This window comes from Vibrio sp. AK197 (assembly GCF_053903115.1).
The window spans coordinates 150,223-162,509 of sequence record NZ_CP096430.1; the positions used below are offsets into that span (position 1 = coordinate 150,223).

General features: G+C 43.9%; 13 protein-coding genes. 8 read left to right on the forward strand and 5 right to left on the reverse strand.

Translation table 11 applies throughout. The features are described from left to right. Positions 1 to 30: 30 nt before the first annotated feature. Positions 31 to 858, reverse strand: coding sequence for a Cof-type HAD-IIB family hydrolase (locus tag M1D72_RS07805; RefSeq protein WP_390197128.1), 828 nt, complete (start codon positions 856 to 858; stop codon positions 31 to 33). 116 nt (positions 859 to 974) lie between these two features. Beyond that, the gene (locus tag M1D72_RS07810; RefSeq protein ID WP_456296550.1) at positions 975 to 1,979 is read right to left on the reverse strand and encodes an alpha/beta fold hydrolase; all 1,005 of its coding nucleotides are present in this window, start codon (positions 1,977 to 1,979) and stop codon (positions 975 to 977) included. A 398-nt stretch (positions 1,980 to 2,377) separates the two neighbouring features. On the opposite strand from M1D72_RS07810, the gene M1D72_RS07815 reads away from it, so the two are divergent. Beyond that, complete coding sequence (locus tag M1D72_RS07815) at positions 2,378 to 3,598, forward strand: EAL and HDOD domain-containing protein (protein ID WP_456296551.1); 1,221 nt, start codon at positions 2,378 to 2,380, stop codon at positions 3,596 to 3,598. Between the two features lie 401 nt (positions 3,599 to 3,999). Then, a complete protein-coding gene (locus M1D72_RS07820) occupies positions 4,000 to 5,013 on the forward strand; it encodes an acyltransferase (protein ID WP_390197138.1) in 1,014 nt (337 codons plus the stop codon). Here M1D72_RS07820 and M1D72_RS07825 read toward each other — a convergent pair. Beyond that, on the reverse strand, positions 5,010 to 5,342 hold the full coding sequence (locus tag M1D72_RS07825; RefSeq protein ID WP_390197141.1) for a DUF2500 domain-containing protein: 333 nt from the start codon (positions 5,340 to 5,342) through the stop codon (positions 5,010 to 5,012). The two genes, M1D72_RS07820 and M1D72_RS07825, sit on opposite strands and share 4 nt — an antisense overlap. Before the next feature lie 256 nt (positions 5,343 to 5,598). Between M1D72_RS07825 and M1D72_RS07830 the strand changes: the two genes are divergently transcribed. The 5 genes from M1D72_RS07830 (at position 5,599) to M1D72_RS07850 (ending at position 9,890) form a co-directional block, all read left to right on the forward strand. Beyond that, positions 5,599 to 5,964, forward strand: a complete 366-nt coding sequence (locus M1D72_RS07830; RefSeq protein WP_456296552.1) for a DUF4145 domain-containing protein — start codon at positions 5,599 to 5,601, stop codon at positions 5,962 to 5,964. 990 nt (positions 5,965 to 6,954) lie between these two features. Further along, complete coding sequence (locus M1D72_RS07835; protein WP_456296553.1) at positions 6,955 to 7,575, forward strand: lysoplasmalogenase; 621 nt, start codon at positions 6,955 to 6,957, stop codon at positions 7,573 to 7,575. 72 nt (positions 7,576 to 7,647) lie between these two features. Beyond that, positions 7,648 to 7,884 carry a YecH family metal-binding protein gene (locus M1D72_RS07840; protein ID WP_456296554.1) on the forward strand — a complete coding sequence of 79 codons (237 nt, stop codon included), beginning with the start codon at positions 7,648 to 7,650 and terminating at the stop codon, positions 7,882 to 7,884. 283 nt (positions 7,885 to 8,167) lie between these two features. Further along, positions 8,168 to 8,755, forward strand: a complete 588-nt coding sequence (locus M1D72_RS07845) for a YhgN family NAAT transporter (RefSeq protein WP_390197156.1) — start codon at positions 8,168 to 8,170, stop codon at positions 8,753 to 8,755. 31 nt (positions 8,756 to 8,786) lie between these two features. Continuing rightward, positions 8,787 to 9,890, forward strand: coding sequence for a mechanosensitive ion channel family protein (locus tag M1D72_RS07850; RefSeq protein ID WP_390197159.1), 1,104 nt, complete (start codon positions 8,787 to 8,789; stop codon positions 9,888 to 9,890). 29 nt (positions 9,891 to 9,919) lie between these two features. Here the strand turns inward: M1D72_RS07850 and M1D72_RS07855 are convergent, their stop codons facing one another. Both M1D72_RS07855 and rsmD read right to left on the reverse strand, forming a co-directional pair. Next, positions 9,920 to 10,186, reverse strand: a complete 267-nt coding sequence (locus M1D72_RS07855) for a DUF1145 domain-containing protein (RefSeq protein ID WP_390197161.1) — start codon at positions 10,184 to 10,186, stop codon at positions 9,920 to 9,922. Then, positions 10,183 to 10,782 carry a 16S rRNA (guanine(966)-N(2))-methyltransferase RsmD gene (rsmD, locus tag M1D72_RS07860; RefSeq protein WP_456296555.1) on the reverse strand — a complete coding sequence of 200 codons (600 nt, stop codon included), beginning with the start codon at positions 10,780 to 10,782 and terminating at the stop codon, positions 10,183 to 10,185. Before rsmD ends, M1D72_RS07855 begins: the two co-directional genes overlap by 4 nt. Before the next feature lie 268 nt (positions 10,783 to 11,050). Between rsmD and ftsY the strand changes: the two genes are divergently transcribed. Next, complete coding sequence (gene ftsY, locus M1D72_RS07865; RefSeq protein WP_390197166.1) at positions 11,051 to 12,226, forward strand: signal recognition particle-docking protein FtsY; 1,176 nt, start codon at positions 11,051 to 11,053, stop codon at positions 12,224 to 12,226. The last annotated feature ends 61 nt before the right edge of the window (positions 12,227 to 12,287 follow it).

The following is a 12,287-nucleotide window of genomic DNA, read 5'->3' on the forward strand; positions in this document are numbered from 1 at the left end:
GTCAGTGAAGTAACCCAGTGAGAACCACCGTTACAGTAGATGCGTTCGCAAATAATGTGCGACGGCATCATCCGCGTTGCTGCCAATGACTTCGTTATTAGGCAGTGCTTTAAATACTTTATCGTGAGCGGTTCCCATGATGAGCCCTTTACCCGCCATGTCCAGCATTTCTTTATCATTCATACCGTCACCAAAAGCAATACAGTCAGACAGAGAATAACCGAGTGACTGAGCAACAGCATTGAGTGCTTCGCCCTTTGAGACGTTGGCGGCCATGACTTCAAGGCACCAAGGTGTGGAAAATGCCACATTGAGCTGGCCTTGAAAGCGTGCATTTAGCACTGTTTCCAGGCGAGCTAACCGCTCATGATCTTTGCCTGGGTGAGTAAAGAACACTTTGGCAATGCCATCTGATGGCGCTTGGCTTGGGTCAAAGAGTTGGTAGCTAAAGCCTGATGCGTTATGGAATTCACGCAGCTCTTGGTTTTCGTGACTGATCAGCCAGTTTTCATTGCGGTACATATGAATGTAAATTTCTTCATCTTCACGAACCACATCGATCACGGATTGCACCAGTTCACTCGGTACATTTTGGCTATACATCAAGGTGTCGTGCTGATCATGAACACGGGCACCGTTGGAGGTGATCATGTACGCAGGAATGCCAACGATTTCACGAATCCCGGAAACATCGACATGATGACGGCCTGTCGCAAAGATAAAGGTATAGCCTTGGTTATGCAGCTCTTTAAGTGTCTGTTTGGTAAAGTCACTCAATTGGTGGTTGGGTGCCAGTAAGGTACCGTCTAAATCCGATGCCACAATGCGGAAAGGGCTCTCTTTGCGTACTTCTGTCATATTATCCTCTTTAAGTGAGCCCTTGGGCTCGAAAGTCGAAAACCAGCGAGGTAACTAGTTTACTGCAATTGAAAGCGGAAAAAGAGGGTAAAAACCAAACCAAGACATTTCCTATTTTACGCTTGGTGCCGCGAGTATTGAGCGAAAAAATTCAGCAAGGTGTCGAGCACTTGGTTACGATATTGGTCTTGTTCAAACAGCAGTTCATGCCTTGCACCATGGATGATCTTAAATCCACAGCGAGTATTAGTGCGTGCCAATTTTTTGATGAATTTAATATGTGATGCGTTAGCAACGATGGTGTCATCGCCGGCCTGCATCAGTAGCAAAGGTATTTTAATTTGCCGGGTCAACTGAATGGATTGTTTGGCCGCCATCATCGACTGCCATACCCAGCGAGTACTCGGGCCACCGACTTGCAGTTCCGGCTTATCCTCATAGAGCTGACGAAACCATTCATAACGAGGTAAACATTGGTTCAGTGGATTACTGTCAAACGGCTTAGGATAATAAGCTTGATGACCTGGAGCATAGACAGGTTTAGGGTTGCAGGCGGTCAGAAGTTGACTGATCAGCGAGGCAATGGGTTTTAAATACCATGGTAAGTGAATGCCAAACATAGGAGCACTCAAGGCCATGGCATCAAATTGATGCTGAGGATGTGTTTGAATATAGCGCGTCGCGATGGTGCCACCCATCGAGTGAGCTAACAAATGGCGTGTTTGATACCCCGATAAATCAAAGGTATCGACCATCTTATCCATATCCAAGAGATAATCATTGAATTCATCGATGTGACCAATTTGTGGGTCGTCAGTGAGACGACCAGATAACCCTTGACCACGGTGGTCATATGAGAAGATGTCATAGCCTTGTTGATAGAGATCGTAAAACAGCTCTTGATACTTCCACGCACTTTCAATTCGACCATTAATCACCACAATGGCTTTGGTGTGTTGTGGGTGCGTCAATTTTATCCAATATAAACTAGTTCTATCGAATGAGGTGATCGTCCCTTCGACTCGCTGTTGCCATAATTGAGCAATATGGCTCGAGCTAGCTTGGGCAAATTGTTGTTCTTGCGTGTAACGGTGCTTAGGTGTCGATTCGATATCAGACATACTTCATTTTGAATTGGATAACCATATGACAAATTAGATTATGTGGGCTTTGAATCTCAGAGTCGAGAAAAAAGCCGTGATTTAGTGAAGTGAATATCGGTGACGTGACGGTGAGTTAATTTATGACTCATCGTGGCACATTACGGGAACTTTATAAATTTAACCCGGTCGCAAGTTGCGGGTTAATTCGTTCTTTGGTTTATTTTTTGTGCCTTGTAGCATAGTGTGTCAATGAGCCTAAATGCCATAGGAAAATGGTCGCCTAGTTAATAGGTATTCGCCCAAATTTAGGCGTCATTCATCTCGAACTGAAAGAGTCGGTTGTTTGGCTGTGCAGGGCACACGAACGACGCCAACAAGATCATCAAGAGAATGAACAATGAGGCTGGCATCAGGTTATGCATGATACCTATGTGGCGCGGCAACCGATTTTCAATGCTCGTCGTCAAACGCTAGGGTATGAGATTTTATTTCGCAATGGCGAAAATAACGCCTTTCCACATCATATCGACTCAAACCGTGCAACATACCGTTTGGTGGCAGAAAACTTTCTCTCTCTTGGTACCAATGCGGCGATAAGGGGTTCGCGCTGTTTTATCAACTTTCCATATCAAAGTTTGATCAATCGCTTGCCTCTGAGCTTGCCACGCCAAGAATTAGTGGTGGAAGTATTAGAAAATTGTCCACCAACAGATGAGCTTTACGATGCGTTACAAGAGTTGTACCACCAAGGTTATATGGTGGCACTTGATGATTTTGTTTATGGCCCGCAATGGGAGCGTTTTCTGCCTTTTGTGCAGATCATTAAGATTGACATACAAGAGCTAGGCATTGAAGCCGCATGTGATTTTGTCCGCCGGCGTTTAGAGCATGGATGTAAACGAAAGTATTTGGCTGAGAAAGTAGAAACCGAGCAGGAGTTTTTGCTTGCTCGTTCCGCGGGCTTTCATTTTTTTCAGGGCTTTTTCTTTAGCCAGCCGCAATTACTCAAGCAACGGTACTTTAGCCCTGAGCATTTGATTGTGATGGAGCTGTTTCAAGAAGTGTGCAAACCGATGGTGGACTTCGAAAAAGTTGAAAATATTGTCGCGAAAGATGTTGCGGTTTCCTATCAGCTGCTGAAATTCGTCAATGCAATGTCTGATCGATTGGAAGTGTCGATCTCTTCTTTTCGCCAAGCCTTAGTCTACCTAGGGCAAGATAAACTTAAAACATTTGTCTCGCTCGCGGTTGCCTCGTTCATTTCGGCAAAAAAGCCGCGTGCGCTTTACCATTTGGCGCTGCAAAGAGCGCAGTTTTGCCTGCTGATGTCGCGTCAGGCTCCTTTTGAGCAGTACCGTGATCAAGCCTTTTTGATTGGTTTATTTTCTATTTTGGATGCGCTGCTTGATCTGTCGCTTCCACAGCTGGTGGAGCAGTTACCGCTTAGTGATGAAATCAAACGGGCACTCTTAGAACGTGAGGGGCCATTAGGTCAGTTGTTAACCATTGAAGCGTCATTTGAACAGGGTGATTGGGAAGAAGTGGAACGTTTATGTGTGGTACTGGGGGTTGACCCACAGCGAGTCTTGAATGCGTTGATGGACGCTCAAATGTGGAGCCATCAGTTTACAGACTAATCACCGAGTTCTAAAAAGATAGGCTGACTGCGTTTTGCAGCCAGCCTTTTTTGTTGCTCCTAAAAGTAAGGAAAACGAAGCAACAAATTGATCAGCAAAAGTCTGTGTAGCCGGGCGAAAGTGAAAAGGGAAAAACTTTCGCTTAACGATAGACTTGCTGGACATTAAGGCGAACCCATCTCACAGAGAAGGGAGACCTATTCTAGAACGAATTGCATTCAGTACGCTGTCTCAATACAGAGAAGTTGATATAACTATCAGCTATCTTTGGCGGTTTTGGACTTAAGATCTTCTGGAAGCGCTAAGCTAACGTTAGCTTGTAAAACAACTTGTTAAAAATTAACAGAGGCGATTTTTGCGCATGCTATAGTCAAGCGAATTTTGATTCAGAGTAAGGTGATATGAGAGAACGGGTACTGTTTTTTGACTTGATGCGCTGCGTCGCGGCGATCGCAGTGATCGCTATTCATGTATTAGCACCTTATCGAACAGAGCTCGGTGAAATTCCATTTGACCACTGGTTGACTGCGGTGAGTGTTAACAGTATTTCACGCTGGGCAGTACCGGTATTTATTTTGATTACTGGTGCTTTGATGCTGAGTGATGAACGGCCGTTCAACGCCAGTTATTATGTGCGACGCCGTTTAGGTAAAGTCTTAATTCCTTTTCTCATTTGGTCTCTGTTTTATGCTTACCTTTCTGGCTGGAGCGCTGATGGCTATGATGCCGAGGTTTCTAAGCAGGTACTAGAGCACAGCCCGGAGCACGCGACGTATTATCACCTTGGCTTTTTTTACTACTTTATTCCGCTCTATTTTGTGATTCCTTTTTTGCAGTTAATGGTTCAGCGCTTAGATACGAGCGCGATTGTTGCCTTTACCCTTATTTGGCTGGTGACGACGGTATGCTATTTATTGCGAATTGATGGCCCTTGGAGCCACCAGTTGTGGCTGTATACTGGGTATCTTCCTCTTGGCTATTTGCTGTATAAAAAGGTTCCGTTGCGAGGCTGGATTATCACGCTATTTATTTTATTGGGTAGTGCTGCCTTAGTGTGGACGGTCTTTATGGTCGTTATGAACAGTATTGAAGCTGATCATTATACGGTTGGGCGTTGGTTATCTTATAAAACCATTAACGTTGTACTCGCCGCCAGTATGATTTTTATGTGTTGTAAATACGTGGGCAATATTTTCTCTGCTCGCACGCAGCGGGTTATCAGCTTTATCAGTAAGTACAGCTTAGGGATTTATCTTTTACACCCCATCTTTTTGTGGCCAATGAAAGCCTACGGCTGGTATCAAGGTCACCCAGTATGGGTTATTCCTTTATGGGTGGTTCTGAGCGGTGCAGGAGCCTTGTTGGTCAGTTGGGTACTCGGACGTTCATCAAAAACGCGTTGGTTATTGCCCTAACGTTGCAGAGCAAAGTGGATGAATTGGTCGCCGTGGTAAGTGAGCTGCCCTTTATCTCCAGGGTTTAACACTTGAAAATAATCAAAAGTGACCTCGAACTCGCGCTTGGGGCCAAAGCGCCCCTTCTGCACCCAAATCCAGTAGCTATTGGCGTTACTTATAAACGAGTCATGCTGTTGGTTTTCCAGCATCTGCTTATCGAGTACGGTCACTTCAATGGTTTTCTCAACGGCATGATGACCTTGGCTATGTTGCAAGTACAAGCGATAGCAACCAAGCCCTGCCACTACCATCAATAGTGATATTGCGATAAACATGAGTAACGGCATAAGCCCCTCCTTATTAACGGTTTATTGTAATCAGATCTGACGCAAATAGTGTGTTAATCGTTTGGCGTTTTAAACATACGAGTGGATGAATTGCTTCAAACTTCGAGTCATATCACCTGAGGGCGCTTAATTTGTGACCCTTATCTTAGTGGTTGATTATTTTGTATAAATTGACTTGCTTGCGGCAATTAATTCAGGATAGATATAGAGAAATCCACGATTACCCCCTAAACTCAAACAGTGATGGAGGGAGAGTATGTCTGATATTGAAAAAGTGGTATTGAGGACGCGAAAACTCGAGCAGTTATTGCGAGTTCAATATCATGCAGAAGGCAAGGGACTTCATCAACTGATCACCAGCTGTGAAGAACGCTTGCCGCATAAGATTGTTGCCAAGTTACGTTACGTCGCGACGATCAGAAATAAAATCGTCCATGAAGACGATTATAAGCTTGATGATCGTGCCGGCTTTCTTTCGGCTTGTGATGAGTGTGAAAAAGAGCTAACCCCACGCAGCAGCCGTTTTATTTGGAGAGTCGCTCTATCATTAATGACGATGATTACCTTGGCAGCGTTGGCTTTCTATTACATGCATTGGGATATGTTGTCTGAACATTTCTAACTGTCGTTTTTCAAAAAATCACCCATTGCCTATATTGGTGCTAAATGCAGCGATTTTACGAAAAAGTGGTGCTTAAATCAGCAATTAACAAAAAGGGACGCAAATGCGTCCCTTTTTGTTAATTGTATTCTTGCTAGTACATCAATGGCAGTGCCATAAGGCCAACCACTACCGCAATCATTACAAGTCCTTGTTTTTGTGAAGATGTAATCATGACACTGCTCCTTTATTTGGTGATGTTCCACTTCATTATTTTTAGAATATCAGTTTTATGTGGTTTTGATCAAGTTTTATTTTCTAGACTTCAAAAGTCTAACTTTACTCTGGGTTTTTTGACATTTTTATAGCAATTAAAGGTGGATAATTGAGGTGTCTATATATTGTTCTTTTCTAGTTTTAAGGTTTATATTTTGATGTAACTTATTGTTTTTAATTTGTTTATTATTGTATTTTAAAGTGTACATAATTGTTTTTGTCTATTTTATGTATTTTCGGTCTTGAAGCTTATTTTGTTGCTTTAATCTTAAAAATTATTGGTCACGATAGAAAATGTTTATCATACGCAGAGCCAGATCCTAGCAACTGAGTCTTTTTGATTTGGTCATCTACCCTCATTGAGAGGGAAATTAAAAGAAGATAATCATGATATGGTTTTGTTGATTTTATCTAATTAACTATTTGTTAAATAACAACATTAATATTTTTTTTGATTTTAACTATCACTTAGCAATCGTTTGCTTTCGTTTTTTGTGTTCGTTAACTTAAGACTTTTATCAATACCGCTCTCTGATGTGCCATATATGAGAGTTTGTGGCTCTTTTAGAGTGGGGATTTTAAATTTAAATACTTAATGGGTTAGGAATACCCCTTGCTTGATAAGGGAATTTAAGGGTTAAATAAGCCTAATCAAGATCGAAGTTTTTACTTTGCTCTCTGGACTTATCATTGCGGCAGCCTACACTGGCGGCGGAAATAACAAGAGGTGTTTGCATGTGGAGTTGGTTGTCCGTCGCGCTATCGGGTTTTATCAGCATTTCAGCGAATCAACGTAATCAAAAAATTCAGGCGGCCTTATTCCAAGCATTTAGCTTTGTTCTGCTATTGACCATGGTGGCATTTCGTCATGAGCTAGATGCGCCAGCATTGTGGATTGCTGTTGGGCTGTTGATCTCGGTGATCGCTGATTCCCTGTATATTTTGAAGCGTCATTTAAAGCTGAGTTTTGTGGCTTTTCTCTTGGCTCAGTTGAGTTACAGTAAATCTTTTTGGTTACAGCTCTCTGGGGACATTGTCTGGTGGGTTCCCTCAATGCTCTTTGCTGGTGGTATTGTGGTGTTTTTCCTTTTCCTACCTAAAATAGATCGTTTGATTTTTCCGGTTGCCATCATGGGAATGATGCTCTTACAGCTGAATTGGGCGGCCGGGCAAGTGTGGTTAATCACGCCGACGATAGCGACGGCGATGGGTATGCTCGGGACGATGGTGTTGGCCATTTCCGCTGGCTTACTTGCGGTACACGATCACCGACGTACATTTAAAGCTGGCCAGTACTGGATATCAGGCAGTTATTTATTGGCACACTCACTGATTACCGCCTCCTTGATTATCTAAAATCAAAGTTTTTTTCTACTTGTTGCGTATGCTTGGGCTTCTCATTACACAATGTCAGTGACAGAGGGCTCTATGTCTCAAGAAATCCACGCACATAAAGTGCTGAACCTATTGAAAGCAACGCCGATGAGTGAAAGTGAATTACAAACGGTGGTAGAAAAACAATTTGGCGCTGACGTACGCTTTCGTACATGCAAACTAGACGGGTTTGACTTCGATAGCTTAATGGCGTTTTTTAAGCGCAATCAGAAAATCGTTCAAGTCGATGATAAATGGACGATGAACGAAGCACGAGTGTGCAGCCACTAATCTATCTGTTTCGCGTTAAAAGCCGAAAATAACAAAGCCGACCAAATGTATTTGGTCGGCTTTGTTCTATTCTTAACCTTGTGATTTTATTAAATTTGAAGCAGCTTATCAGCCAATAGTTGAATCAGTTCTCATTCTGTGGTCTTGTGTAGCTCGTTTGCCCAAGGAGTCAGGGCGGGCTTCTTGAACCTCGCTAGAAATAACCAAAATGGTGGAAGTCGTCGATTGAGGATATCGATATAAAACGCGAATATTTGTTTGCCGATGGAGGCGTATTTTAGTTATGGAAATCTTTTCTGCTGCGACGATGTTGTTTTTGATTATGGATCCTCTAGGCAACCTGCCCATTGTATTATCCATTCTGAAACATCTGGATCCTAAGCGTCGACGTAAAGTTCTCGTGCGTGAACTGCTGTGTGCTTTGGCTATTTTGTTGTTATTCCTATATGCGGGACGGATCATCCTTAACTTCTTACATGTGCAACCTGAGACCTTAAGTATATCGGGTGGTGTCATTCTGTTTATTATTGCGATTCGGATGATTTTCCCTAGTGCAGGAAGCATTACTGGGCTAGCTGCTGGTGAAGAACCTTTTATCGTCCCGTTGGCCATTCCGATGATCGCCGGGCCTTCGGTGATTGCTGCGTTGTTACTGTTATCAAACCAATATCCAACACAAATGGTTGAGTTGTCGATTGCCGTTATTTTAGCTTGGGTTGGTACCTTCATTATTTTGATGTTTTATGGATTCTTCCACCGCATTTTGGGTGAGCGAGGCCTGAAAGCGATAGAGCGTTTGATGGGCTTGTTATTGGTGATGATCTCGACGCAAATGTTCCTCGATGGATTAAAAAGCTATATGCAAGGTTGATCGTTTTTTGATCGCTGGTTAGGATGAAAATATGCAACTTCATCCCGAATACTATTTTACGACTTACCCCCTGATTGCCACCATTTCACTGGTGGCGATTGCCTTCCTGATCGGCATTCTATGCCGAGCAGTGATGTTTAGTGTGCTTAAATTCAATGCACGACGGGGTGATCGCTTTTTGTTTGAGTCCCTTCAGCGGCATTTAAAAGGCAGTATTCTACTGTTTATTCCTTGTATCATCATTCATGTTTGGGCCGGTTGGTTGCCTCTGAGTGCGGAACGCATTGACTTGCTGCGGCAGGTTCTCCAAATGCTGATTGTGATTTCGCTGGCGATGATTTTGATTCGTTTGGTGAGAGTGGTTGAAGATGTGTTGTTTAAGCGTTATGACATCTCGATGGCGGATAACCTCAAAGCTCGTAAAGCACGCACGCAGATTATTTACGTCAAAAAAATTGCCATCGTTGTTATCGCCTTTATAGCGACGGGTATTATTTTATTGAGCTTTGATAGTGTTCGTCAGTATGGCACGACGATTCTAACCGGTGCGGGTGTTGCAGGTATTATCGTTGGTTTCGCGTTGCAGAAAACCTTGTCCAATTTGTTTGCGGGAATCCAAATTGCTTTTACTCAGCCAATTAAAATCGATGATGCCGTCGTCGTCGAAGGTGAGTGGGGCTGGATTGAAGAAATTAACCTCACTTATGTGGTAGTTCGAATTTGGGATATGCGCCGTTTAATTCTGCCCATCACTTATTTCACAGAGAACTCTTTTCAGAACTGGACGCGAAATACCGCACAAATTCTTGGCTCCGTATTTATCTATACAGACTACACCATGCCACTTGAGCCTTTACGTGAGCATTTTGACAAAGTGTTGGACAATACAGAGATGTGGGATGGGCAAGCCAAGGCATTTCAAGTCAGTGATTGTACCGATCATATTATGACGATTCGTTTACTGATGACCGCAAAAAACTCGCCGGTGGCCTGGGATTTACGCTGTTACGTTCGTGAAGAGATGATTCGTTTTGTACAGGAGCATTATCCACAGTGCTTGCCGAAAACTCGGGCGGAACTTTCTCGTGTTGAGTTGCCCCAAGATGAAGGCGTTGCCTCGAAACCGTCACCATAAAAAAAGCCGCATTCGCGGCTTTTTCGTTGTTAGGTCATATGCTTACGGCGAATATCAAGTAAAGCAAAAATACCAAACACTAAAATTGACCATTTTTCCCAGCGGCTCATGGTGATCTTATCGCCAAAGGCTCCAACAAAAATCAGCATTTGTAGGCCGTGCATAATAAATAGGAACGCGGTCATGATATACAAGGCGACCGCCGCTTTGCCTGGAAATGGCATTACAATATTCAGCAGCAGAACCAACCACACAAAACCGATTGCGGCTTTGGCTGCAATTAATAACGCTTTCATACTGGGGTCCTTTCAAATAAACGATAGCTGACTTGGCCAGCGGACTTTTCTCGATGCAGTCGCCAGTTTTGCGGAACGCCGTCTAAAGTCAATTCTTTTTCTGTTTCAATATAAATCAGAGCCCCTTCGGCCAACCACCCCTGTGTTTCGAGCAAATGCATGGTTTCGGCAAGCAAGCCCTGACGAAATGGAGGATCGATAAACACCACATCTTGTGGAGTGGGTGAGGTTTTTAAGTATTGCAATGCATCGCTGTTGACCACGTCAATATTGTCGGCGTTGAGTGCTTGTGCATTTTTCTTCAATACGGAAAATGCGGCTGGATTGAGTTCAACCAACGTCACTTTTTGTGCTTGGCGTGATGCGGATTCAAACCCTAAACCACCAGAACCGGCAAAAACATCCAAACAGATTGCGCCTGGTATATCTTGAGCAAGCCAGTTAAAGAGTGTCTCTTTGACGCGATCTGTGGTGGGACGAAGTCCCTGCGCATCGTGAACGGGAAGTTTTCTGCCGCGCCATAATCCGCTAATAATGCGAATAAAGCCGCTTGAAGCACGTTTTTGTGAGGCTTTTTGCTGTGGACGTCTTGCCATAGATTTTTTGACCGCAAATTAAGTGATACTATAATCCGTTACCCAGTGATCGCTCATGAGCGTCACCGGAGCAGTTCAGATATGGATTGGTGACAGAGTGTACCCTTAACGGTGAGATGATGCATCTTTCACGGCAATGCCGTAGTGAGTCAATCACCCAGTTTAGAGAAAACTTTTCACGACTTTGTCATTCCTCTTTTCACAAAAGGGATAATCCTTGTGATAAAGAGCCAGAAGCATTAATTCAGTAGATCTAGGATATTCCCTGATGACGGAAAAAAAGAAGCGCGGTTTACTTTCCTGGCTAGGTTTTGGCGATGAAGAGCAGGCCAAATCAGTCGCTGAAGAACAAACAACGCCCGAAGAACAAGAACTTGAAGCTAAATCGGTTACGGAAGAAGCCAGTGTTGAGGGCGACACTGAGGCGGATCACGATGTTTCAGCCCAGCAACATGAAGCCGAGCAAGAGGTAGAACCTCAAGCACCAGAGACGCCTCGAGTTCAAGAGCAAGAGAAACCGACAGAGAGCTTTTTTGCTCGCCTTAAACGCAGCTTGGCACGCACCAAATCAAACATCGGTGCTGGTTTCTTCGGGTTATTTAAGGGCAAAAAAATCGATGATGAGCTGTTTGAAGATCTCGAAGAGCAGCTACTTATCGCCGATGTGGGAATGGACACAACGGTCAAAATTATCGATAACCTGACGGAAAAAGCGTCGCATCAAGCTTTAAAAGATGGTGAAGCGCTTTACGGCCTGCTGAAAGACGAAATGTCAGACATCCTTAAGCAAGTTGAGCAACCTCTAGAGGTCGATAGCACTAAAACTCCTTACGTCATTTTGATGGTTGGAGTTAATGGGGTGGGCAAAACCACCACGATCGGTAAATTGGCAAAACAGTTCCAATCTCAAGGGAAAAAAGTGATGTTGGCGGCTGGGGATACATTCCGCGCGGCGGCGGTTGAGCAGTTGCAGGTTTGGGGGGAACGCAATCAAGTTCCTGTCATTGCGCAGCACACTGGCGCAGACAGTGCTTCCGTAATTTACGATGCCATAGAAGCGGCGAAAGCGCGTGGAGTTGATGTTGTGATAGCGGATACGGCTGGTCGTTTACAAAATAAAGCCAACTTGATGGAAGAGCTGCGTAAGATTGTCCGTGTAATGAAGAAAATTGATGACTCTGCGCCTCACGAAATCATGCTGACGCTGGATGCCGGCACAGGGCAAAATGCCATTAGCCAAGCCAAATTATTCAGTGAAGTTGCTCCGATCACCGGTATTACGCTAACCAAACTGGATGGCACAGCGAAAGGTGGGGTGATTTTCGCGATCGCCGATCAATTCCAAATCCCGATTCGGTTTATCGGTGTGGGTGAGGGAATTGAAGATTTGCGTCCATTTGAGACTCAAGAATTTATCGATGCGCTATTTAGCCGAGAAGACTAATCATTAGGGGCGCAAAGTCGCCCCTCTACAATAATAACGCTCATAAAAGAGGGATTGACGG

Bases quoted from the DNA above. Each gene is read 5' to 3' on its own strand.
- M1D72_RS07805 (WP_390197128.1), bottom strand. From the start codon at position 858: ATGACAGAAGTACGCAAAGAGAGCCCTTTCCGCATTGTGGCATCGGAT.
- M1D72_RS07850 (WP_390197159.1), top strand. From the start codon at position 8,787: ATGCAACTTCATCCCGAATACTATTTTACGACTTACCCCCTGATTGCC.
- M1D72_RS07845 (WP_390197156.1), top strand. From the start codon at position 8,168: ATGGAAATCTTTTCTGCTGCGACGATGTTGTTTTTGATTATGGATCCT.
- M1D72_RS07810 (WP_456296550.1), bottom strand. From the start codon at position 1,979: ATGTCTGATATCGAATCGACACCTAAGCACCGTTACACGCAAGAACAA.
- M1D72_RS07815 (WP_456296551.1), top strand. From the start codon at position 2,378: ATGCATGATACCTATGTGGCGCGGCAACCGATTTTCAATGCTCGTCGT.
- M1D72_RS07840 (WP_456296554.1), top strand. From the start codon at position 7,648: ATGTCTCAAGAAATCCACGCACATAAAGTGCTGAACCTATTGAAAGCA.
- M1D72_RS07830 (WP_456296552.1), top strand. From the start codon at position 5,599: ATGTCTGATATTGAAAAAGTGGTATTGAGGACGCGAAAACTCGAGCAG.
- M1D72_RS07820 (WP_390197138.1), top strand. From the start codon at position 4,000: ATGAGAGAACGGGTACTGTTTTTTGACTTGATGCGCTGCGTCGCGGCG.
- M1D72_RS07855 (WP_390197161.1), bottom strand. From the start codon at position 10,186: ATGAAAGCGTTATTAATTGCAGCCAAAGCCGCAATCGGTTTTGTGTGG.
- rsmD (WP_456296555.1), bottom strand. From the start codon at position 10,782: ATGGCAAGACGTCCACAGCAAAAAGCCTCACAAAAACGTGCTTCAAGC.
- M1D72_RS07825 (WP_390197141.1), bottom strand. From the start codon at position 5,342: ATGCCGTTACTCATGTTTATCGCAATATCACTATTGATGGTAGTGGCA.
- M1D72_RS07835 (WP_456296553.1), top strand. From the start codon at position 6,955: ATGTGGAGTTGGTTGTCCGTCGCGCTATCGGGTTTTATCAGCATTTCA.
- ftsY (WP_390197166.1), top strand. From the start codon at position 11,051: ATGACGGAAAAAAAGAAGCGCGGTTTACTTTCCTGGCTAGGTTTTGGC.